This is a genomic window from Natrinema hispanicum, assembly GCF_004217335.1.
GTDB lineage: Archaea > Halobacteriota > Halobacteria > Halobacteriales > Natrialbaceae > Natrinema > Natrinema hispanicum.
In genome coordinates this window covers 173,536-195,911 of the sequence record NZ_SHMP01000009.1, presented here as the reverse complement: position 1 = coordinate 195,911, position 22,376 = coordinate 173,536, and the positions used below count along the sequence as shown (strand labels likewise).

Below are 22,376 nucleotides of genomic sequence, written 5' to 3'. Positions count from 1 at the left end.
GGGTGCTTGTGAGTGGATTTCAGGAACTGTGTTGGCTACGAGAGTAATGTAGCGGCAATACACAATAGTACCCGGTGGCTTTTCCGTTCCAGACCTCTACACGACATCGATGCCATCTGCTCTGTTTGTTATCAGTGAAGAAGGCTATTGGGGCGAAGAATGCGCGAATCCACTTGACGAACTCAGAAACAAGGACTTTGATATTGACATCGCGACTCCATCGGGATCGAAACCGGTCATCGATGAGACCTCACTGAATCCCGACAATGCTTTCGTCACCGAGGAGGCAGCAGAACTCGCTCAAGACCTCCACGAGAGTTACGAAGGAATTCAGAATCCCGAGCCAATCGCCAGCGTCGACTCAACGAACTACGATGTAGTGGTGTTCCCGGGTGGACACGGGACAATGTGGGATATCAACACCGACAGTCACGCTCGCGCGCTCCTGCGCGATGCAGTCGAGGGTGACGACGGCAAGGCATTAGTCGTTTGTCACGCTGCTGGACTAATGGCGTTCACGCGTACCAGTGATGGTGACTATCTAGTCGCAGACCGAGATGTGACCGGATTCCCTAACGCGTGGGAGGAAGACCTCGTTGACGAGAATGACCGCTTGCCAGATGGGCGTAAGCTCCCCTACTGGGTTGAAGATGAGGTGCGGGCTGCTGGTGCCAATTGGGATGCTGATCCTGATGCCGAGGAGAACGTTATCGTTGACGGCGACTTGATTACTGCCCGCGGTCCCCTGTCTTCCAGTGCTGCAGCTGACACGCTTTTGTCGGAGCTTTGAGACGGAACATCCTTCGATAATTAATATCCTCTCCGCCCTGTTCGCACCTATTCGGGCCTCGCTGAGGGTGGAGATTCCCGACCGCAGGTAGAAGATCACGGTTCGCGGTTCGTGACCTGTTCTCGCGGGGCGAAATTGCTCTCGCTACAGTTGAGCAAGCGAACCGCTGGCTGTGTTGTTCGAAAGGCGCAAGCGCCTTTCGTGATGATGAGAAATCTTCGGTCTCTCGAACCACCAACCAGCCGTTATCTCTATCCTGTAGAGGATTTAAGAGTATCTCGTACAGTCTGTACCTATCTGAGTGGATCCAGAAGATTAACTGCCCAGATAGCGCATTTCTATATGATGGCTATTACTACCGAGTTCGTCCTCCAGTCGCCTTTTCTTCCGCTTGTCAGTATTCCGAAGACACTGCAACCCGACGAAATAGAGTGTATTCACGCGCTCTGTCTCCAACCGGATGTGCAGGAGTTCACCGTTCAATTTAATCACGACGATGACATCTCCAAAAACGACCTGCTGGCTCTCGAAGAAGTTGTGGAGGCTGATTCAGTGGGAGAAACAAGTGAGAAGACGATCTACAAGCTCGTCGTTGAACTGGAGGAGTCAGTATCACAGGCGCTTGCCCCCGATTTCGAAGGAGCTCAGTTAGAACCGACTACCATCACTACTGAAGGATGGCACGAAACGAAGGTGTTCAAGACGTATGAGGCCTTCAACGAATTCCAAAAGAGCTGCGAGAGTCACAGTATCTCTCTTGATCTCATCTCCATTACTTCCGAACCATCGACTGCTGACGATTCGCCCCAACATGGATTGACTGACCGGCAACGAGAGGCTCTCACACTCGCTATCTCCCGTGGCTACTATGAGAGCCCGCGCCAGGTCACAGCCGAAGAGCTTGCCGAGGAACTCGGTATCTCACAACCGTCGCTATCGAATCTCCTCCGCCGTGGGGAACGGCAACTTATTACTTCCTCGCTTGACTCACCGGTTTCAGTAGACACAATCTCCAGATAGTCACGAAATTGCTGAGTGAATTCTGAACGGTTTTTTGTCTGGAAGAGAGGAAATTTCTGGTGCTATTTAAACGTCCTATCTGGATAGCATCAGCGATATCCAGTCTTGGGCTGCATAGTAGACTGTATACGATTATGAAGGCAGCAGTCTATCGCGGTCCCGGCGACATCCGTATCGAAGACAGACCCGATCCGTCGGTCGAGGAACCGACAGATGCTATCATCCGCGTTACACACACCGCCGTCTGCGGCTCCGACCTCTGGTTCTACCGCGGTGAGGAGGAGAAGGAAGAAGGTGAACCTGTTGGTCACGAACCGATGGGTATCGTCGAGGAAGTCGGTGACGACGTCCGGTCGGTCGAACCTGGCGACCGCGTGTTTGCTCCGTTCTCTACCAGCTGTGGCGAGTGCGAGTTCTGTCGCAAGGGACTCCACACGTCGTGCCCGAACGGCAGCTTCTGGGGCGGTGAAGGTCGCGGCGCGCAGGGTGAGAAACTCCGCGCGCCGCAGGCTGACGGTACGCTTGTCCGTGTCCCTGACAGGTACGCCGACGACGAGGACACACTCGAAGCACTCCTCCCGCTGACAGACGTGATGTGTACGGGCCACCACGCCGCCGTCTGTGCGGACGTCCAGGCCGGTGACACGGCTGTCGTTATCGGCGACGGTGCTGTCGGGCTCTGTGCTGTCCTCGCCTCCAAGCGGCTTGGTGCAGAGCGCATTATCGCGGTCGGTCACCACGAGGACCGTCTTGAGCTTGCCGAGGAACTCGGCGCGACAGAAACTGTCGCCAGCCGCGGCGAAGAAGCCATCGAGGAAGTCCAGGAACTCACGTACGGTGGCGCGAATCACGTCCTCGAATGCGTCGGCGCGGAATCCTCGCTGGAGACGGCTGCCGGTGTGGTTCGCCCCGGTGGCAATATCGGATACGTCGGCGTCCCGCACGTTGAGGACCCGTCGTTCCTTCAGCCGCTGTTCCTCAGCAACGCGTCGTTCACCGGTGGCCCTGCACCAGTCCGGGCATATGCCGAGGAACTCATGGAAGACGTACTGCAGGGTACCCTTGATCCGTCGCCGATCTTCACGAAGATCGTCGATCTCGACAGTGTTCCCGAGGGATATGAGGCGATGGACGAGCGAGACGCAATCAAGGTCTTGGTGAAAGTCGACCAGTAGAGCTCTGACCCCACCTCTATGTCTACCTCGAGTGTGTCTGTTGTCTCAAGCAGTGCGGGGACTAACTCGTCAGCATCACCTCTCGCTTTGATCTCGAGGTCGGGCAGTGGTTCGCCGTCAGTCTGCGAAATATCGAAGACGGCCGCGTGCCGAAAGCACATGAGGCCCTTTTCCCCCAACTGTCCGGGGTGTCATCATACTCACAGTCACTGCGCTCTGGGTACGATGGAGAGTACCCACAGTCGGGATACTGCTTCGCGATGATGGGTGCCCAGATCCAGCTTGCCGTCTCCTCTTCCTTGACGTGTCGGTTAAACTCGCTTTGCCACGTTCGGTAGCCGGCAACGCGCGTTGCCTCTGGACACTGAAGTTTGATCAACAGCGTGTTTCGGTGCGAGTAGTCCTGGAAGCGACTCTGGATGACTAACCACTCTGTGAACTGCTCGCTCGAAAAAGCGTCACCAACCTCATTGACGAGGTCCTAGACCCACGCCTCGATCGTCCTGTGCATCTCATCGTGCCGGGTGTCCGAATCGTCGAACGGTTCCCGGAAGCTACTGCTCGTAGCCATATTCGATCACTGCTTCTCGAGTCGAATCGAATTCAATCGAACTCGAGACGACCTCCAGCCATTCAGGGCTCTTACAAAAGACGCCAGACTCGAACAGGAACAGCGGTTGCTCGAGATGCTCCATGTTCGACGGGTCCAGCAGTTCTGGCTGGCCAGCACGACTGCTTCGCTCACGTCCTTCGTCTACGTGGTGGCCCACACACTGCTGTCCCACGTCTGCGGCGTCATGTTCGCTGTCGAGTGTGTGGAGTTGATCACCGCTGCGATGATTCTGTCCGACTAATCGGCTGAGTTCTTATTCAGTCCGCTGTTCGGGAGTACCATTCCTATTTAACCGCTCAAAAATCCACACATATTCTCACCTTTTCCCAATTATTATACATCTAATATAATAAATAATAAACCATCGGCGAGCGGCATACTACTCCATTTTGACTCGTTATCCGATCGCTTGGTCTCGTGTATTGACCGTACCCATTGCAATATGTGTGACTACTGAGGATTTCAACAGAGCCTGATTCAACCAAACTATTATCCACAGAGGGCAGTAAGGTAACTCCGTAATGAGAGCAGCAGTTTATTATGGACAGGAAGATGTTCGTGTCGAAGATATTGAAGAGCCAGAAGGACCTGCTGCAAATGAAGTCCGTGTTGCCGTGGAAGCATGTGGGATCTGCGGTTCGGATCTTCACGAGTATACGGCAGGTCCGATTTTCATCCCTGATGAAGGAGAGCCAAACCCGGTAACGGGTGAAGAGCTTCCGATTCCGATGGGTCACGAGTTTGCGGGCGAAGTGACAGAAGTGGGCGAAGGAGTGAGCAATATTTCTGTTGGCGATCACGTAGCAGTGAACCCGATCATTTACTGTGATGAGTGCCAGCACTGTGAAGCAGGGAATTATCACCTCTGCGAGTCGGGTGGATTCATTGGTCTTTCTGGTGGTGGCGGTGGGCTCTCTGAGGAAGTTGTCGTTCCTGAAGAGAAAGCAATCACGCTTCCAGACTCAATCCCTACAGAATACGGCGCTCTTGTCGAGCCGTTCAGTGTTGGATTTCATGCAGTCCAGACCAGTGATTTCTCTGCTGGTGATTCAGTTGCTGTCTATGGAACAGGTCCAATTGGCCTGACAGTGATTCAGGTGCTGCAGGCAGCTGGCGCGGGTACGATCTACGGTGTTGAACCGCAGGATTCACGGCGTCACCTCGCATCTGAAGTTGGAGCAGATAAGACAATTAACCCGATTGAGACTGACGCAGCTGAATACATTACTGAGCAAACCGATGGTGGCGTTGATGTGGCGTTCGAAGCCGCAGGGATTGAGCAGACAGTTCAGGACGCAATCGCGTCGACCGCTCCTAGTGGGAACATTACGATCGTCAGCATCTTCGAAGAGACCGTAGAACTAAATCCGAATGAATTCGTTATGGGTGAGCGGACACTCAGTGGGACGCTCGCCTATGAAGGTGGTCCACAGTCAGACGAGGAATTCGGTGCGGTCATCGGTATGTTCGAATCGGAGAACCTTGATCCGGAAGCATTGATCAGCAGTCGGATTAAACTAGAGAATGTTGTTGAAGATGGGTTCGAGGCGCTTCTTAGTCCGGAGCAAGAAGCAGTGAAGATCCTCGTCGAACTGTAGTCGGCCAGTGTTGTAGCTGCACTATCGTTTACGATAGCCAGCGTGTCATAGAATATCTCATACCCTCTATCTGACGATTATACAGCTCTCAATTCGCGTATGAGCCTGTAGTTTCGCCAGTTATTGGTTTTGTTCAAGATTGATGCCATTAATAACGACTGTTGAGAACTATTGTATGACACACTCATAGCTGGTAGTCACGGACGTTGCACCCAGTCGGGATGTTCCATAGTTGTGGACACGTTATAAATCGTGTAGACAGCGAATCCGACGATGTATCCGGCAACAAGAACCGTCGTCATGCTATTCCTTCCGACAAGGACGACGAAAAGAATCAGAAGCGGCCCAAGTATGAGATAGAGATTGTAGACTGGATCATCTGGGCCCGAGTTTAGTACCCAGGTAAGGAGTCGACTCCGATAGTGACGCCGACTCATTCGTAGATGCCACCTCGCCAGAAGAGTGCTCGAAGTGTGACAAGGATCGGGATAATCTCGAGTCGGCCGATCCACATATTCAGGATGAATGCAAGCTTGCCGGCCGTCGGTAACGACTCGGGGCCAGTGATCCCGGCCGAAAGGCCGATGTTCCCTTGTGCACTTGCGATTTCGAAGAGGATCATTTCCAGGGGGTAGGTCTCACTCGGGAGTGTCATCAGGAGAATGAACAGGCTCGTTGCAAGGAACACGAACCAGAGGAGAGCAATGATCGCTGCTTCTCCGAATTCCCGGGGACCTTCTTCTTCGTCGAGGACCCGGTCGTCAATCCAAAGTCGGTGGACAGTACTGTCGGGATAGAAAACATAGGAGACGCGAAATCGGATCCCTTTCACCAGCATTATCAGCCGAATGAGCTTGATTCCGCCCGCGGTGGAACCGGCTGCTGCGCCAACGACCATCGCGAACACCAGCGTGAGCAGCGCACTTGTAGGCCAGACAGCCAGCGAGAGAGGTGCCGGTTCAGTCGCCGTCTGGAAGCCTGTGGCAGTCAGTGCTGAAACGAACTGGAAGACGCCGTATCGGAACGCTTCCATGACCGAATCGTACGCTGGCGAAACCAACAGCCAGAGAAACACCGACCCAACCACGAGAACTGCGGCCAACCATCGCGTCTGAAGATCCGTATAAAGTCCTCGTAAGTCCCCCTGAAGTACGAGATAGTGGACCGGAAATGCAATGCCGCCCGCAATCATAATCGGGAGCAAGACGGCCTCGATGACGACGCTATCGTATGCACCGATCGACCCGTCGATAACCGAGAATCCGCCGGTTGAAATAGCGGTCATACCGTGGTTGATTGCCTGCCACGGTGGCAGCCCGGCCAGCCAGAGCAACAGAATCGAGAGTGACGTAAACAGAAGGAAGATCCACCAGATCGTTTGTACCGTCGAGACGATACTGGGATGAATCTTCTGCGACCGCGCCTCGCTTTTGTACAGCGTCAACGACCCGCTTCCGGGACGAGCAAGGATTGCCGTCGTAAGCACGATCACACCAACACCGCCGACCCACTGGATCAGACTCCGCCACCACTGTAGCGTCCGTGGGAGCGTACTCTCGTCTTCGGCCATCGTTAATCCTGTTCCAGTGAATCCACTCATACTCTCGAAGATCGCGTTCAGTGGGTTCGTGAAGACGGTGAGACTCTCCGTCAGGGGTGGCGTTGCAAGTCCGAGTCCACCCGGCGTAAGTGTCGCAATCCAGGCAACCGTGAGAAACGGCAGCGAACCGAACACTGCGATAGCGAACCAACCCGTAGCGGCGATCATCATTCCATGGAGTTTGTCTGGACTGTCGGCATCAGCGAACGCTGTTGAGAGCCCCCATCCAATCGCTACCGGTACCAGCCCTGAGATCACAAGTCCTGGGACGGCGTAGTATTCCCCCCAGACGAGCGGGACGACGACCGATATCAAAATCAGTCCACCAAGAACCCGAAGCATCCAGCCAAGATCCCGTCCAAGAGGCGCGACCGTGTCACTTCTCATCGATAGTCATCAAAGAATCCGAAGATATCCGTCACTGCTGGATCAGTTCCACGTTCGGAGTAGACGGTTAGCCGGTCACCGGGTTCGATCGCTGTTGTCGGGCGAGCGATCTGTGGCTCGTTGCCGTCCTCGCGGACGACAGCGACGACAAGCACATCATCAGGAATCACCTCGTCTGATCGAGCCTTCTTGAGAGTCTGCCCCGCGATCGGAGCCTGTTCTGTGACGTCGATTTCGAACACTTCTGCATCGCCTTCGACCGGCATATAGTCGATAATCGCAGGCTGTCGTGCCGTCCGATACAGTGATTCAGCAGCGAGTTGGTGAGGACTTTTGACCGCGTTGACACCCATCTTGCGGAACAGCTCTCGGTGTTCAGGCTGATGTAGCACAGAAACAACGGTTGGAATCCCGAGTTCGGTCGCGAGCAGACAGACAAATAGGTTCGTCGCGTCCAACTCGAGTGTCGAGATGAGGGCGTCAGCTCGGTCAGCACCTGCTTCCTCGAGTATCTCCTCTCTCGTAGCGTCGTCGTTGAGTACCAGACAATCGTATTTGTTCGCGATCTCGTTCGCTCTCGTCGTGTCGTTCTCAATGACTACCACGTCGTTTCGAGTTCGTGATGCGAGATCTACCAACAGAGTGCCGACGCTCCCAGCTCCGACGACAATGAAATGCATCACTGTAACGTTTCAAACTAAATGTCATAAGTCGCCCTATCCGGCTAGCAATCCGTTTCCGAAGAACGCTCTGTATTTATAACTGCAACTGACTACACCAATCCTGAACGCGGAACCGCTTTCCCACGAACTCGGTGCATCACCACGGAAATTCCCTCCGCTGTGACACTCAAGTTGTTTTTTGGCACTGGGTGACGAGGACGGCCGCCTGATTCGAACATGTCTCACGGACCATCGGAAGATACAATCGCGTCGAACGACAGTCGCACAGCGAATGAACAGACAGCGAGAGACGGCCCGTCTCCAACCGTCCCCGCTGGGAAAAGCGTCACAGAACTCACGATCAAGGCAGTCCTGATCGGTCTCGCGCTCAACGTGGTGCTGTTGACCGCGAACATGTATCTCGGGATGCGGTCGGGAATGACGATCAGCGCCTCGATCCCAGCTGCGGTCATCAGCATGGGCGTGTTTTACGCACTTCGCAACGCCGGTATCGGCGGGACGATCCTCGAGAACAATATCGTCCAGACGATGACGTCCGCGGGAGAGGCGCTGGCGGCCGGCGTGATCTTTACAATCGCTGGCGTCACGTTCCTTGATCAACCTATCGACATTGCCGGAACCGCAGCGGTCGCAGTTCTGGGCGGACTACTTGGGATTCTCTTTATGATCCCGATGCGTCGATATCTCATTGTCGACAAACACGAGGAACTCCCCTATCCGGAGGGGACTGCGTGTGCAGACGTTCTCGAAGCTGGCTCACAGGGCGAGGGGGGCGTAAAGCTCATATCGCTTGGCTTTCTCGTGAGTTTCGTCTATATGTGGCCGGCTAGCGGGATGGCTGCGTTCAAGACGACCATTCAGACGGCCTTTTCGGCGGGTCAGACTCGTGGATTCGCCATCGGTGGCGATTTCACTCCCGCACTGATCGGCGTGGGATACATCATCGGTCCAAAGATTGCTGGCTACGTGTTCGGCGGCGGGTTGATCGCCTGGATGATGTTAATCCCGCTGCTCATTACGGGCGGCTTCGTTCCGGAGGCGGCCGCCGACGCGACGCTTATGACGCAGGCGAACGCAGTCTGGGACGAGTACATCCGCTACGTCGGTGCAGGCGCGATGATCGTCGGCGGGTTCTATGCGATTCTTTCGATGAGCGGGACGATCCGCGATGCGCTCGCAACAGCCATGGCTGATCTTCGCGGCTCCGCGACGACTGAAACGGAGCAACAGCGGCGAACGCAGCGAGATCTCCCGATGAAGCTCGTCGTTATCGGGGCTGCCGTGATCGCGCTCGCGTTGGTCGCAATCCCACAGGTTCAAGTCGGACTGTTGGGCGGGGTCATCGCTGTCGCTGCCACATTCCTCTTCGTTGCTGTCTCCGCATATCTGGTTGGGGTTGTGGGGAGTTCGTCGAACCCCGTCTCCGGGATGGCCGTTGCGACGATCCTGATCGCCGCGCTAGCACTGAAGTCGACCGGCGTGACCGATCCTGTCGTGGTACTTGTCACGGCCTCAGTCGTCGCGATCGCTGCGGCAGTCGCAGGCGACACCTCACAGGACCTGAAGACCGGCTATCTTCTCGGTGCGACGCCACGCAACCAGCAGATCGCACAGATGATTGGGATCGCAATCTCTGCCCTCTTTGCGGGCTGGGTACTGTCTTTCTTCCATCAGGCGTACGGCATTGGGAGCGAGACAATTCCCGCACCACAGGCGGGGATGATGGCACTGATCTCTGAAGGCGTTCTCACTGGAACCGCCCAATGGGGGATGATCCTCATTGGCGCCGTCTTTGCGATCGTCTTGATCCTCATGGACGTCCCAGTGTTGCCTTTCGCAGTCGGAATCTACCTTCCGATCACGCTCGCGACGCCGATCTTCTTGGGCGGCCTGCTCCGTGCTGGAATCGACTGGTACGTCGCGCGGAACGACGACGAGGACGGCACCGTCGAGGAACATACAACCTACCGGGGACGGATTATCGCTGCTGGGCTGATCACCGGCGAAGCGATCATGGGGATCGTCATCGGCGCGCTCTACATCCTCGAGATCGGCGCGGCCAGCGGTGCACCGTTCCCATTAGGGTTCGGCGCCGAAACACAGACGATCCTTGGCGTTGTGGCTCTTGTCGCCCTCGTCGGAATCTTCACTGTCGGTGTCCTCCGCGGGCCCCAAACGGTCGATACATGAGCACGCATGCGCCGAATGCTATCCCGACACAAACCACGGACGACTGGGAAGTAACGATCAGTGATGGCGACCGACGAGTCACGATCACGTGGACGAAATCCCCACGGAATCGACTCGACCAGTTCCTGTTCGACCTCTTCGGGACAAGCCGTGAACGCGAACTCACGCTGGATCCAATCGGTACGACTGTTTGGCGCCACTGCGACGGCGATCATACCGTCTCTGAGATCGCATCGATCGTCGCCGAAGAACACGACGCCAATCGTGTCGAACCAGTCAACGAAACGCTTGCTCACTTCCTCATGCAACTTGAGGAACGAGAGCTAATCCAGTTCGACGACCAAGCAGACGAGTGACCGCTGACAAGTCTTTATAGGGTACTAAACACCACTCAACCAGGATAATAATGCCAGAAAATACAAAAAACGTGGCTACGATTGTCGATGACCTAACGACGACTGATATCGGGAGTCGCGATACGATTTATCCCATTTCCTCTGCAGTTCGCGAAAAACAGGGGAGCAACCCTTCGATGCAGGCTGCTGAACGTCTCAATAACGCTGTCGATTCCGAGGATACTGTGCTTGTGCTCACTGGCTTTTTGATTCCGCCGTCGATGGTTCAGGAGACAGATGGGCCACTCGGTGCGGTCTCTGTTGCACGTGCTGTCGACAGTGCTCTCGATGCAAACCCGATCATTGCATGTGAACCTGCGGCTGTCGATATTTGTGAGGCAACGGCAACGGCTGGTGAACTCCGTGTTCTTGATCGAGAGGCAGTATCCAATAACAAACGGTCTGTCTCGGTCGAACCATTCCCCGCTGACCGCTCTAAGGCTCAGAAGTATGTCGAGGAAATCTTGTCAGAGGTTGACCCCGCTGCGGTCATCGCCGTAGAGAAGGCCGCTCCAAACAAGGAGGGTGTCTACCACAATATGTCTGGATACGACGTGACCGAACAGACAGCCAAAGTGGATGAACTCTACAGTCGACTTCCGGCTGATGTGTTGACGGTCTCTGTCGGCGACGCAGGAAATGAGGTCGGTATGGGTCTTGTTCAAGAAACAGTCGAAGATGAGATCCAGTACGGGGACGAATGTCAGTGTGGCTGTGGAGCAGGGACAGCAGCGGACATTGAAACGGATCTCTTGGTTCCGGCAACGGTTTCGAATTGGGGTGGGCACGCGATCGCAGCCTGTCTCTCACACGTGACGCAGACCCCCGTATTACATGATCCCGAAGTAGAGCGTCGGATGCTTGTTCAGGCATCGATGGCTGGTAGTATCGATGGGATCGTAGGCGGAACAAATGCCTGGTGTGACGGGATGCCGCCGGATGCACATGAATCAATGCTCCGTCTGATTCGCGAGGTCCTCCGTTCATCTGTTCATACCCGCGGTGGCAGTGAAATCGGACGATAGCTATACTATAAGGGCGTCATCGAAGTCTTCTCACAGTGTTGATTCCAGGCGCTTCTACGATGAATCGACTGATGAATAGATCTGCAACTAACCACCAGAATGTCTACTTAGTTTAGATTTGGTTCCAACATCGGATGGTGTCACTATCACACGGAACTCCCCAATCGAGAACCGAATCTCGAGATCAGTATCAGTCTGTGGACCCATCGAGTCTACAAGTCGCTCGAGTGCTTCGACGTCGATCACCCGCTGGAGTTGGTACTCGTCTCGATCGAGGCCCTGTTCCTCGAGTGCAGTGATGATCTCGAGCAGAAGCGGTCGATCACTCATCGTCGGTCACCTCGCTGACGACGTCGATGATCTCCTGGGCGGTCGAACTAATCCGCTCAAGCCGGTCGAGGATCGTCTCCGGTTCGTCACCGTTCCACGCGGCAAGGTAGAACGCTGATCCACTGGTATCCAACTCGAAGTGCCGTCCAACGATGTAGCCGACCGCTTCGGCCTCGAGTTCACGTTTCGATCGCTCAGCCTCGTCGTCGACGCCACTGTGTAACAGCGAATGCGCGTACTCGTGAACGAGCGTGACAGCGAGATCAGCCTCGTTCTCACGATCACGGACGGCGACGCGTGGCTGCTCTTGAGGGCGGTACTCACAGATGCCCTTGGCGTTCCCATGCGACCAGTCCTGGGGTGGCACGACCGCTACGTCTACCTCGAGCGAGTTTGCTGCCTCGAGGAGTGCGGGAACCAACTCGTCAGCTTGTCCCTTGGCTTCTGTCTCGAGGTCGGGCAGTGGCTCGCCATCAGTCTGCGAAATATCGAAGACAGGTGCTGGCCGAAAGCCCACGAGTCCTTTTTCCCAGCTGTCCGGAGGGGTGTTGTCATACTCACAGTCACTGCGCTCGTGGTACGACGGGGAGTTCCCACAGTCAGGGCACTGCTTTGCAATGATGGGTGCCCAGATCCAGATCGCTGTCTCTCCTTCCTTCACGTGCCGGTCGAACTCGTTTTGCCAGGTTCGATAGCCGGCAACGCGTGTCGCGTGTGGACACTGGAGTTTGATCAACAGCGTGTTTCGGTGCGAGTAGTCATGGAAGCGACTCTGGACGTCTAACCACTCTGTGAACTGCTCGCTCGAGACGGCGTCATCGACCTTGTCGACGAGGTCCTGGACCCACGCCTTGATCGTACTGTGCATCTCGTCGTGCCGGGTGTCCGAATCGTCGAACGTTTCCCGGGAGCTGCTGCTCGTAGCCATGTTTGATCACTGCTTCTCGAGTCGTGTCGGATCGAATCGAACTGAACTCGAGAAGACCTCCGCCCATCAGGGGGTCTCACAAAATATGCCGGACTCGAGCAGCTAGAGAGTCGTTAGTCAGTGGGCGCTGACGTTCCGTTTCTTCTGAAGACAGTGACCGGTAGCAATTCACTACCGTCTGTCGGCGTCAATTGGGATCGTAGGGGTTCGTAGCTGTGTCGAGTCGATAGATATCCTCTGCTGCATCGAAGTCATCGTTGAACGCATACAGATAACCGAGCCCCTCGATCTGCATATACGCGATAATGCAACTATCGACGAAGGACAGTGGTTCGTGCTGTCGGAACAGTGCTTTTCCCGTCGCAAGAGCGTCGGCAGTGAGCGAGTCGATATGGAAGCGAGCGTTTTCCTCAATACGGTCGACAGCTGCGTCGTGGCCGGCGTGGGTAACGAGGCCGTTGAGCGTTTCTGCGAGGACGTAGTCGAGGACCACCGTCTCTGGAAGGGACCCATTGTCGATGCCATGGAGTATCGGGAGCGCGGCTTCGTGGGAGCTGTTTCGTCGGTATGTTGCTGCGAAGAGGACCGTTGTATCGATGAGCGCGCGTGGCATTCACTCTACATCGACGCCCCAAGCGTCATGATCGGTCGTGACGTTGGTATCCGTCTCGCCCTCGTAGCCATCGAACTCAGCGAACGTGCCTGTTTGCTGTTGGATGACTTGGATGCGAACGCTCCCATCGTCTTCGATATGCCACCGGAGCTGGTCACCGTCGTCAATACCGAGTTCACGCCGAATTTGAACCGGGATGTTCGCTTGATTTCCTGACACCTTGCTTTCGGCGTCGATCCGTTCACCGCTCATATCGATCACTATGAGACTGGTCCTGGAAAGCATAGTGTGCCGCCACACTATTCAGAAATACATCTCATATATAGCAGCATGAACCGCGCGGCAGCGTAGCTCTTCATCAGGCACTTCCGCACAGCCGTCTCGTCGAATTCGACGGTATCAGCCCAGTAGTCTGGTGAAGCGCTAGAGTTGATTTCAGCGGAGGTCGGTTCCGTCCTTCGTTACAGGGAGTGAAGTACCAGTCGTTCGCCGGTGACGAAATCGGCGGAAGATGCTGTTTGGAAGAAGGTTGACTGCGTGATTACGCGCTCGGCAACCAAGGTTTGATTGTATTGTCGCGAGCTTTCCAAGCCAGTGTGACTCCGAGCGGATCCGCTCGGCACGATGCTTTCGCTTGCGTTCATATGTTTCTAGCGCCGTTATGTGATCAGAATACCTACTGAGTGCGGCGGCCAACGCGAGTGCGTCCTCGATCGCCTGTGCTGCACCTTGACCGGCGAACGGTAACATTCCGTGAGCGGCATCTCCAGCAAGAACCACTGACCCGCGTGACCACTGGTCAAGTGGTGGCACATCCATGACGCCAGTCGTGATTAGGTCTTCGTCAGGGGCGAACGAATTGATGACAGTCGGAACTGGTTCCGGGAAGCTACTGTAGTATTCGCGTAACTGTTCCGTGATGTTCTGTCGGCCAGTAGTCACCGTTTCGAACGGACTCGGACTTGGTGCTGTAGCGAACCAATAGAAGCGATCGGAATCGATCGGAGCGCCGCCAGTGTAGGTTCCCTTTCCCCAGACCTCTACTCCTCGAGTGCGGTGTTGCTCTGGCAACTCACAGGTTGCGGTGGCTCGATAGACGGTGGCGTCGAGCGTCTGCAACTCGATATCGGGAGCGATCACGTCACGCACAGTCGAATTGATGCCGTCTGCGCCAACGAGGATGTCAGGGTGGATACGCGTCCCATCTTCGAATCGGGCAGTTGGTGGGTCCGTGTCTTCAACTTCTGCACAGGCTTTGCCTGTTTTGACTCGTGAGTCGAGTTCATCAAGGAGGAGTCGCTGCAGGTCGCCGCGGTGGATTGCGACATAGCCGTAGTCGAAGTGCGCCCGTTCAACGCCATCCAGATCGAATCGCTGCAGGGTTCGACCACTCATCGAGAGGATCCGACCACTGTCGAGTGGTACTCCTGTCGACTGGATTTGGTCTGCGATTCCGAGCCGGTCGAACACCAGCAACGCGTTCGTCTGGAGGAGAATGCCGGCACCGACCGGTTGGTATTCGGATGCTGCTTCGTATACCGTCGGCGACAGCCCCCGCTGCTCGAGCGCGAGTGCAGTCGTGAGACCGCAAATCCCGCCGCCGATAATCGCGATCTCTGTTGTCTCTCCGAGGTGTTGCATGGCTATCAGTACGGCCTTGAAAGTAGAAGCGTAACTGCCGGTCAAACATGGCTCTTTAAGTTATTAGAGTTGATTCTTCGGTCAATGCGATATCTCACTGTCAGAATAACTCCTGCTGAAGGTGAGGCATTTCACCCAACTGCGGCGGCGCTGCGAGACGAACCGGCGATCACTCGAGAGGCGATTCACCATATTGAACTGCTCGCCGATGATACAGTGCTGGTGTTTGCTGAGGGGAGTGGCGATTCGGGCCGATATGAAGCGATTATGCGGGAGTCCTCCCTTGTGGAGGAATATCTCGTCTCCGGAGAGGACCGGTGGATGGCGGTGAGTCAGTTCCAGCCCTCGGACGTGATGCGGCGATTCTTGGAGTTCGAACGCGAGTCGGACATCGTCATCGAGACGCCGATTACGATCAACTCTGATGGATCGGTTCGAGTTACCTACGTAGGGAGTGATTCAGCATTTCAAGAGGCTCTTCGACGCGTCGATGAGGAACTCCCGCTGACGTACGAGGTCATGGAAACAGGAAGCTATGACCCGGACGTGAATAAGCTTTTGAGAGTGTTAACAACGCGTCAGCAAGAAGTACTCGAAGCGGCTGTCAAAGTTGGGTATTACAGTTCTCCCCGGGAGGCGACTCACAAGGACGTGGCTGAATGCGTTGGGATCGCACCCACAACCGTGGGTGAACACCTTCGGAAAGTCGAGAAACAAGTCTTTGACGCGCTCGTTCGCTAAGTCGTCAGTCGGCGGACGCTGGGGTCTCCACTTTGATCGGCGCGTCGTCTGGCGTTCCACTCTTGTTCAAGAGCGACGCTGGGTATGCATCGTACGCCGTCCCGATTCGGAGCGGTTCGACCTCTGCAAGGGTTGGGAGCTAATCAAGCCTCTACAGTTGACATCCTCCTCCGCGTAAACGCGGAGGAATCCCGAGCGGTAGGAGTTTCAGGTTCGCAGTCCAGTCACCGGACTACCAGTCCTTTCGGGCACGGGTAGTCCCACACATCGAACTGGTGGACTGCTGGCGGTGCCAAACCGCCGTTACCCCTATCCTCGACCGTGTTTGGCGTCCCAGTGTTGTTTTTGCCAGCGGGACGCCGGCAGGTGTCAGCAGAGTCGGGGGTATCGTGGTGCTCGCTTTGAACGGTCAGCACAGACACACTCTTCTGGAATGTGCGTTCACTGACTGCCTTTTCGGATACTGCCTCGTTTCGTGGGCGGACAGGCCGTGGTTCGAAAATCTTCGATTTTCGTCATCAAGCGAAACCGAAGGTTTCGCGGACATCGCGAATCTCCGATTCGCTCAGTCACGAGAGAGCAAAACTCTCTCGAACGACCTCCGAAGGACGGTTCGGAATCCGATTCGTTCCGACCGATTCCTACTCTACAGTAGGTCGCCTGTCACTTAAACATCACCATGGGAAACTCGGGGGTGGCGTTTGAACGGTGGGTTGTTACCACAAGTGACGGCGCGTATCCACGCCGTTCACGGCGTGGTATTGCGCCTGTTCAGCCTATAAGGAAGACGAGTGCTTCGGGGCTTGACCCCGAGGTGGTTCACAGAGCTATTCTACTTTCACTGTGGCTGGCTCACCTTTTTCACCCAAAACGTCAAACACATCGAATGGAGCCGTGGATTCCCCTGTCACACGCTCCATGGTTCCACCACTTTCCCTATGACTCCCGAAAACCAGGCGCTCGGTAACTGCTCGTTCTGTAACACTAAAGTCCTGAAACATCAATCTATCATTGAGTTCGAGACGAACGGCGAGCAACGTGTATTCGCAGAATGCCCTGAATGCGGTGAAGTCGTTGAACCGGAAAACACCGGCTGACTGCCAGATACTGCTGAGATACACACCGATTGGAAACACCAATTTTCTATTGATCGATAGCGGTCAGTAAACGAGCAGATCCGACTGGTGCCAGTTACTCGAGTCCATGAACGTAGTTCGCAGGAGGATTACTTGAGATCGATAGCCGAGTCTGTCGTTCCCATCCGCCGAACGTTCCAGTATATCCTGACAAGAGTTTACGAGTGTCTAGCGCGTATTTCAGATGGCAGATCCAGAGACGATCCATCATGAGCGCAGACAGACCCCACCAGAATCTGGCCATTATCGGCCACGTCGATCACGGGAAGAGTACGCTTGTGGGACGCCTCCTCTACGAAACGGGGAGCATACCCGAGCATGTAATCGAACAGCACCGTGAGGAAGCCGAGGAGAAGGGCAAGGGTGGCTTCGAGTTCGCCTACGTCATGGATAACCTTGCCGAGGAACGCGAACGCGGTGTCACCATCGACATCGCTCACCAGGAGTTCTCGACAGACACGTACGACTTCACCATCGTCGACACGCCCGGACACCGAGACTTCGTGAAGAACATGATCACTGGGGCCTCGCAGGCCGATCACGCCGTCCTCGTCGTCGCCGCTGACGACGGCGTCGCGCCCCAGACTCAGGAGCACGTTTTCCTGGCTCGCACCCTTGGAATTGACGAACTCATCGTCGGTATCAACAAGATGGATATCGTCGATTACGAGGAGTCGACCTACAACGAGGTCGTCGAAGAAGTCACGCAGCTACTCAAGCAGGTCCAGTTCAATACTGACGACGCATCGTTCATTCCCGTCTCGGCCTTCGAGGGAGACAACGTTTCCGAGCACTCTGACAACACGCCCTGGTACGACGGTGAAATCCTGCTCGAGGCGCTGAACGACCTGCCTGAACCGAAGCCACCAACGGACGCGCCGCTGCGACTTCCGATCCAAGACGTCTACACGATTTCGGGCATCGGTACCGTCCCCGTCGGACGGATCGAGACCGGTGTCATGACCACTGGCGACAACGTTTCTTTCCAGCCCTCTGACGTGGGCGGCGAAGTGAAAACGATCGAGATGCACCACGAAGAGGTGCCCAGGGCCGAACCCGGTGACAACGTGGGATTCAACGTCCGCGGCATCGGCAAAGACGACATCCGCCGCGGTGATGTCTGCGGTCCCGCCGACGACCCACCGAGCGTCGCCGAGACGTTCCAGGCTCAGATCGTCGTCATGCAACACCCCAGCGTAATCACCGCAGGTTACACGCCGGTCTTCCATGCTCACACGGCACAGGTCGCGTGTACCATCGAGTCGATTGACCAGAAGATCGACTCCGCGAGCGGCGAGGTCGCCGAAGAGAACCCCGACTTCATCCAGGCGGGTGACGCTGCTGTGGTCACCATCCGACCGCAAAAGCCCCTCAGCATCGAGCCGTCCAGCGAAATCCCCGAACTCGGAAGCTTCGCCATCCGCGACATGGGACAGACCATCGCGGCCGGGAAGGTTCTTGAGGTCCACGAGCGGACCTGACAACAGCGTCGAAAAACGCGCTTGCCGGTCCCCGCTGCCGCGCTCGAGACTCCTTGCTTTGTTGGCTTGGCCCTCGCTCTCGAAGCCCGGGGAGTTCGTTCCCCGAGTTCATGCAGAGCGACTGAGTCGCTTGAGAACTCCGTATTACGAGTGCCAAACGTGAGATTGTTTGTCGATCGAACTCGAGAAGATTTCCGTCCCTCTGGGGGTCTCACAGAATGCGCCGGACTCGTGCAACTGAAGAGTCGTTAGTCAGCGGATGCCGGGGTCTCCATTTTGATCGGCGCGTCGTCTGGTGTTCCGCTCTTGTTCAGGAGAGACGCTGGATATGCATCGTATGCAGTCCTGATCCGCCGCGATCCAACTTCTGCGATGGCTTCATGTCGATTGACAAATGAGAAAACCGGGCGACTAATCTGCACTGGCAGGAGTGCTGTCGGCGTCGCTGTCGTCAAGGAGGGGGTAGTCGATATGCATCTCGATTTTATCGAAGGGGACAATCGGTTGTATCGCGCCACCAGGGCCGCCTTCTTCAAGTTCGAGAATACCCAGCACCTCGAGGTGCTTCAGGTCTGCATGGACATCAGAGACATCGCGATCGACGAGCCGTGCAGCTTCACGCATACTCGAGGGGTGCTCTTTGGCGATTGCTTGGATGAGAGTTAGACGCAGTGGTGTGAGACTGTCAACGAGATCGTCGTAGGTACCGAACTGGAGGACTGCCTGCTCATCACTCTGATCTAGTTCATCAGCTTCGGCGTCTTGGATGAACTGGAGAGTGTCCTTACGAACCTGTGCTCGATCGCCGACGGTGATGTGAAGTGTGGTCATTGGTTGGTGTGGTGTATGCGGTTTTCAATAGGGACGTGGTGGATTGCCGCCAGTGGTGTTCCAGTATTCGTCAGCATTGGCCCAGAACTCAAGAGGAGTTCTTCCATTCCAGGAAACTCGAGATCAGTATCGCCAGCAGCGGTGTGGAGTTCATGGCCTTTGGTGTCTTCGTGGGCGTTGTCGTAGCGGATGAGCGTCAGGTCTTGTAGCGTGCCCAAGTGAAGTGTGTATTTCCAGCCGGACGGGTAGGTGTTTGTATCGGTCGTGCGTCGTATAACGACGTTTTCAACGAGTCCGGCTTCGACGTGGGTATACCGATGCGTGAGTTCATGATCCATCTCTCATCTGTTGGGATGTTCCCCAACAGCAAAAGCATGTTGGGTAAATGTCCAACACCGCCCATAGCTATCTGACACACTCAAGCAACTCAGAACATATTTAACAATTGAGTTATGTATTCTGGATATCTCCGAAATGGCTGTCTTGGATAATTTCTCCGGGTTCGAATTCGAGGATCTGATGGAGGACGTCTTCCGAAACCTCGGTTACGAAAACGTCCGGCAGGCCGCAAAAACGGCTGATGAGGGGCGGGACATTCTGATGGAAGAGGTCGTCGACGGGACTCGACGAGCGATCGTTGTCGAGTGTAAGCATACAGGGACCGTCGGACGGCCGGTCGTACAGAAACTGCATTCGGCCATTGCGACGTTTGACTTTGATGGACCCAAGCGCGGAATGGTCGTCACGACAGGTCGGTTTACCAGTCCCGCCTACGAGTACGCTGACCGCCTCGAGCAGAATGGCGATCCCTATCCTATCGAACTGATCGACGGCACGGAGCTCCGCGAGATTGCTGATGAAATCGGTCTTGACCTCTATAACGGCCGCATCGAGATCCTCTGTGACGAGACGCTACGTCCCTACGACCCGGCGGCGACTGTCGACGCACCTGTTCGAGAGGCATTCCGCGACATCGAGAACATGGCGGCATCCGACCTTCCGGAGCCACACTCGCAAGTGACGTTCCGTCCAGTCGTCTCGATTACTGCTGAGACGAATGCGGTCTTCGAGACATCGGTGGGTGTCATCCACCAGATCAACGAGCGAACACGGTTCGTCGTCCATGCGGAACGCGGCTATCCAGGTAGCCGATGACAATGTCGCGACGCTCGTCACCGAGAATCTTCACACGACAGTCAACCTCGATGAGAATCGATTTGAGAAGGTCTTTGATCAAGTCACCGAACGCCGGTTCGGACAGACCCAGACCGAGTACAAGGAGTGGGCCGTCGACCGACTGCAAGACTACCACACGACGAGAGACTCGATTTGAGAGAGACAGTATCCCGCATAGATGAGTCCAAGTGCAGGCACCCCATCCAACAAAAGCGCAACCAGTGGCCCGATTAGAGTATTCAATACAAGAATTTCATGTGCATAGTGAATAGCTGCAATCAGAAACAGTATCGCCCCGAACGCCATGAGGAGAAACGGCGACTGCTCCCTCATCTGGCGTTGATCCATATTCCGGGATAGCTATCGTTTCCTTATACGAATTCTGAATCGCTAGGCCTTGTAGACCGAGTGTCAAGTTACTGCACCGAAACAAGAATAATGTTTCTATTATGTATTATTATGGAACGCTCAAACAGCACGCATATTGATTACACTCTTCTATACAGTTCTTGAACCCTGCAAAAATACTGGACAGAGACCAACATGAGTTTTTCAAAGTTCGGATGGCACTTAAAAGCCAGAGATCGGAGACGAAACCAGTTGTGGATCTTGTGGGACGTGCCGATCTCGGCTGGCGTGGACAAGTGTTCCCCCTGACTTGTGATCGAGGAAGGGGCAACGATACAGGAGTGTAGGTTGACCCACCTTGTCCGCGCCAACCCGTCATATGTCCCATAAGGTTATCAACTTGTTCCCTAACTGTACTAAGGCGGTTGACTACATATTCTCCGAGAGATATGAAATAGCCGACTTGCCTCCTGTTGTCTTCTGGTCCGCCACCCACGTTCAAGGACATCGACAATTCGGCAGACTCGGCAACATGCGTGAGGAAACGATCGACGGCCAGCTGCTGAGCGTGTTCGACAGCTCGAGATCGGCCTGTTCGTAGGAACTGAGAACTTGGTCAATGCGACTGCGACCAGGGAAACCCCTTGTCAGTCGGTCGGTCAGTGCTATCATCGCCATTAGCCGTGGCTTCAGATATCAACTTCCGAATCTTGCAGAAACGCCGGCCAGAGGCCGACGTTGGCACACTCATGTCCCAGGTAGTGTGTCACTGGTAGGTGATCTGAGATCCTGATGGCACCAGACAGTGGTGGAGCAATCCCAGTTGCGGCGAGGAGCCGTGTGTCTCGAATCGACTGCATTCCCTGTCTGGAGATCGATTAGAGCCACACTGTTCCTCCCCACGTGTGCTCTTAGGATATGTCTCGTATGAATCTGTTGAATAAGTGATCAGAATGTAAATGGTTAATAATGATCGCCAATAACAACCAATTGCCTCCAACTCCCCCATGTTGATGGAGGCACTCCCCCATCCCCATCGCCGACACTATTTCCCGGTCTAAGTGGGAGAGGACCTGGATTCGATTCAAGTCAAAAGCAAGCTCGATATCCGCCTTCCGGAATTCCATAGCGGCGAGTCTGAGAATGTCGTATAATGCTTCGTCATGACCAGCACTGCTCAAGTCTGGCGCACAACACCGCTTTCGGATCTCTATTTCTCCAGCTACAGCCAGTAATAAGTTCTCCACGAGATCATAGAAATTGGTACGTTTGGCGTCATATATTAGTGCTCGAGAGGTCTATCCACCACTATGGAAAGAAGTCTTGGGGAAGAGGAGAATATCTCTTTGCGTCGGGACGTCAGAACGGGACGACCCAATCTGGCCGAATCGAGTTCCAATACAATGGCTATAGGTTGTTGTTGAATTCGACAACGGGCCAGAAATCACGGTCAAAGAGGAGGCAGAGCTCGTTGAGTAATGCAATCGAACGAAAATCACGTCTCAAGACAGGGTACCGACGGAGCCACCGAACGCTACCCCTTCCAAGTCGTACTGTTTGTCCCAGATGACTCGTGTGGAGACGAGTATTCGACACGGTCCGTGCGTCTGAGATGTGCCTCTGACTGAGCGTGAGCGCTATTCCCCCACCGCCTATCCTCACGCCCAAGTCACTG

21 protein-coding genes and 3 pseudogenes are annotated in these 22,376 nt (G+C 55.2%); 11 read left to right on the top strand and 13 right to left on the bottom strand.

The window, feature by feature from the left end:
* Nucleotides 1–109 precede the first annotated feature (109 nt).
* The 3 genes from BDK88_RS19915 (at nucleotide 110) to BDK88_RS19900 (ending at nucleotide 2,985) form a co-directional block, all read left to right on the top strand.
* Complete coding sequence (locus BDK88_RS19915; protein WP_130501880.1) at nucleotides 110–790, top strand: type 1 glutamine amidotransferase domain-containing protein; 681 nt, start codon at nucleotides 110–112, stop codon at nucleotides 788–790.
* A 345-nt stretch (nucleotides 791–1,135) separates the two neighbouring features.
* On the top strand, nucleotides 1,136–1,810 hold the full coding sequence (locus BDK88_RS19905) for a helix-turn-helix domain-containing protein (RefSeq protein WP_092935390.1): 675 nt from the start codon (nucleotides 1,136–1,138) through the stop codon (nucleotides 1,808–1,810).
* Nucleotides 1,811–1,944: 134 nt separating this feature from the next.
* The gene (locus BDK88_RS19900; protein ID WP_092935358.1) at nucleotides 1,945–2,985 is read left to right on the top strand and encodes a zinc-dependent alcohol dehydrogenase family protein; all 1,041 of its coding nucleotides are present in this window, start codon (nucleotides 1,945–1,947) and stop codon (nucleotides 2,983–2,985) included.
* On the opposite strand, the pseudogene BDK88_RS21980 reads toward BDK88_RS19900, so the two are convergent.
* Nucleotides 2,976–3,556 (bottom strand): annotated as a pseudogene (locus tag BDK88_RS21980) (ArdC-like ssDNA-binding domain-containing protein); the annotation flags it as partial. The gene BDK88_RS19900 and the pseudogene BDK88_RS21980 sit on opposite strands and share 10 nt — an antisense overlap.
* Nucleotides 3,540–3,755: a hypothetical protein gene (locus BDK88_RS19890; RefSeq protein WP_092935360.1), complete on the bottom strand. Its 216-nt coding sequence runs from the start codon at nucleotides 3,753–3,755 to the stop codon at nucleotides 3,540–3,542. The pseudogene BDK88_RS21980 and the gene BDK88_RS19890, both read right to left, overlap by 17 nt.
* A 364-nt stretch (nucleotides 3,756–4,119) precedes the next feature.
* Between BDK88_RS19890 and BDK88_RS19885 the strand changes: the two genes are divergently transcribed.
* A complete protein-coding gene (locus BDK88_RS19885) occupies nucleotides 4,120–5,196 on the top strand; it encodes a 2,3-butanediol dehydrogenase (protein WP_130501879.1) in 1,077 nt (358 codons plus the stop codon).
* A gap of 197 nt (nucleotides 5,197–5,393) precedes the next feature.
* Here the strand turns inward: BDK88_RS19885 and BDK88_RS19880 are convergent, their stop codons facing one another.
* The 3 genes from BDK88_RS19880 to BDK88_RS19870 are packed head-to-tail and all read right to left on the bottom strand — an operon-like array spanning nucleotide 5,394 to nucleotide 7,863.
* The gene (locus BDK88_RS19880) at nucleotides 5,394–5,633 is read right to left on the bottom strand and encodes a DUF2177 family protein (protein ID WP_130501878.1); all 240 of its coding nucleotides are present in this window, start codon (nucleotides 5,631–5,633) and stop codon (nucleotides 5,394–5,396) included.
* Nucleotides 5,630–7,183 (bottom strand): TrkH family potassium uptake protein, encoded by a 1,554-nt coding sequence (locus BDK88_RS19875; protein WP_130501877.1) that lies wholly within the window; start codon nucleotides 7,181–7,183, stop codon nucleotides 5,630–5,632. The genes BDK88_RS19880 and BDK88_RS19875 overlap by 4 nt, the downstream gene beginning before the upstream one ends.
* On the bottom strand, nucleotides 7,180–7,863 hold the full coding sequence (locus BDK88_RS19870) for a potassium channel family protein (protein WP_130501876.1): 684 nt from the start codon (nucleotides 7,861–7,863) through the stop codon (nucleotides 7,180–7,182). Before BDK88_RS19870 ends, BDK88_RS19875 begins: the two co-directional genes overlap by 4 nt.
* 219 nt (nucleotides 7,864–8,082) lie before the next feature.
* On the opposite strand from BDK88_RS19870, the gene BDK88_RS19865 reads away from it, so the two are divergent.
* From BDK88_RS19865 to BDK88_RS19855, 3 genes are read left to right on the top strand one after another with little or no spacing between them, the layout of a single operon-like run.
* The gene (locus BDK88_RS19865; protein WP_130501875.1) at nucleotides 8,083–10,056 is read left to right on the top strand and encodes an OPT family oligopeptide transporter; all 1,974 of its coding nucleotides are present in this window, start codon (nucleotides 8,083–8,085) and stop codon (nucleotides 10,054–10,056) included.
* On the top strand, nucleotides 10,053–10,412 hold the full coding sequence (locus BDK88_RS19860) for a PqqD family protein (RefSeq protein ID WP_130501874.1): 360 nt from the start codon (nucleotides 10,053–10,055) through the stop codon (nucleotides 10,410–10,412). Before BDK88_RS19865 ends, BDK88_RS19860 begins: the two co-directional genes overlap by 4 nt.
* A gap of 50 nt (nucleotides 10,413–10,462) precedes the next feature.
* Nucleotides 10,463–11,476, top strand: coding sequence for a glutamate cyclase domain-containing protein (locus tag BDK88_RS19855; protein WP_130501873.1), 1,014 nt, complete (start codon nucleotides 10,463–10,465; stop codon nucleotides 11,474–11,476).
* Nucleotides 11,477–11,563: 87 nt separating this feature from the next.
* Here BDK88_RS19855 and BDK88_RS19850 read toward each other — a convergent pair whose 3' ends face one another.
* The 5 genes from BDK88_RS19850 to BDK88_RS19830 form a co-directional block, all read right to left on the bottom strand.
* Nucleotides 11,564–11,806 carry a HalOD1 output domain-containing protein gene (locus BDK88_RS19850; RefSeq protein ID WP_130501872.1) on the bottom strand — a complete coding sequence of 81 codons (243 nt, stop codon included), beginning with the start codon at nucleotides 11,804–11,806 and terminating at the stop codon, nucleotides 11,564–11,566.
* A complete protein-coding gene (locus tag BDK88_RS19845) occupies nucleotides 11,799–12,734 on the bottom strand; it encodes an ArdC-like ssDNA-binding domain-containing protein (RefSeq protein ID WP_130501871.1) in 936 nt (311 codons plus the stop codon). Before BDK88_RS19845 ends, BDK88_RS19850 begins: the two co-directional genes overlap by 8 nt.
* A gap of 187 nt (nucleotides 12,735–12,921) precedes the next feature.
* On the bottom strand, nucleotides 12,922–13,347 hold the full coding sequence (locus tag BDK88_RS19840; RefSeq protein ID WP_130501870.1) for a PIN domain-containing protein: 426 nt from the start codon (nucleotides 13,345–13,347) through the stop codon (nucleotides 12,922–12,924).
* A complete protein-coding gene (locus tag BDK88_RS19835) occupies nucleotides 13,348–13,599 on the bottom strand; it encodes an AbrB/MazE/SpoVT family DNA-binding domain-containing protein (protein ID WP_130501869.1) in 252 nt (83 codons plus the stop codon). It abuts the gene before it with no gap.
* A gap of 183 nt (nucleotides 13,600–13,782) precedes the next feature.
* Nucleotides 13,783–14,988, bottom strand: a complete 1,206-nt coding sequence (locus tag BDK88_RS19830; protein ID WP_130501868.1) for an FAD-dependent monooxygenase — start codon at nucleotides 14,986–14,988, stop codon at nucleotides 13,783–13,785.
* An 84-nt stretch (nucleotides 14,989–15,072) separates the two neighbouring features.
* Between BDK88_RS19830 and BDK88_RS19825 the strand changes: the two genes are divergently transcribed.
* The 3 genes from BDK88_RS19825 (at nucleotide 15,073) to tuf (ending at nucleotide 18,346) form a co-directional block, all read left to right on the top strand.
* Nucleotides 15,073–15,729, top strand: a complete 657-nt coding sequence (locus BDK88_RS19825) for a helix-turn-helix domain-containing protein (protein ID WP_130501867.1) — start codon at nucleotides 15,073–15,075, stop codon at nucleotides 15,727–15,729.
* Nucleotides 15,730–16,667: 938 nt separating this feature from the next.
* Nucleotides 16,668–16,826 (top strand): DUF7837 family putative zinc-binding protein, encoded by a 159-nt coding sequence (locus tag BDK88_RS22570; protein ID WP_449406712.1) that lies wholly within the window; start codon nucleotides 16,668–16,670, stop codon nucleotides 16,824–16,826.
* 248 nt (nucleotides 16,827–17,074) lie between these two features.
* The gene (gene tuf, locus BDK88_RS19820) at nucleotides 17,075–18,346 is read left to right on the top strand and encodes a translation elongation factor EF-1 subunit alpha (RefSeq protein ID WP_130501866.1); all 1,272 of its coding nucleotides are present in this window, start codon (nucleotides 17,075–17,077) and stop codon (nucleotides 18,344–18,346) included.
* 411 nt (nucleotides 18,347–18,757) lie between these two features.
* On the opposite strand, the gene BDK88_RS19815 is transcribed toward tuf, so the two are convergent.
* Both BDK88_RS19815 and BDK88_RS19810 read right to left on the bottom strand, forming a co-directional pair.
* A complete protein-coding gene (locus tag BDK88_RS19815; RefSeq protein ID WP_130501865.1) occupies nucleotides 18,758–19,177 on the bottom strand; it encodes an HVO_A0114 family putative DNA-binding protein in 420 nt (139 codons plus the stop codon).
* Between the two features lie 24 nt (nucleotides 19,178–19,201).
* Nucleotides 19,202–19,515 (bottom strand): annotated as a pseudogene (locus BDK88_RS19810) (toxin-antitoxin system TumE family protein).
* Between the two features lie 136 nt (nucleotides 19,516–19,651).
* Here BDK88_RS19810 and BDK88_RS19805 point away from each other — a divergent pair.
* Nucleotides 19,652–20,495 (top strand): annotated as a pseudogene (locus BDK88_RS19805) (restriction endonuclease); the annotation flags it as partial.
* Here BDK88_RS19805 and BDK88_RS19800 read toward each other — a convergent pair.
* Nucleotides 20,483–20,659 (bottom strand): hypothetical protein, encoded by a 177-nt coding sequence (locus BDK88_RS19800; protein ID WP_130501895.1) that lies wholly within the window; start codon nucleotides 20,657–20,659, stop codon nucleotides 20,483–20,485. The pseudogene BDK88_RS19805 and the gene BDK88_RS19800 overlap by 13 nt on opposite strands.
* Nucleotides 20,660–22,376 lie beyond the last annotated feature (1,717 nt).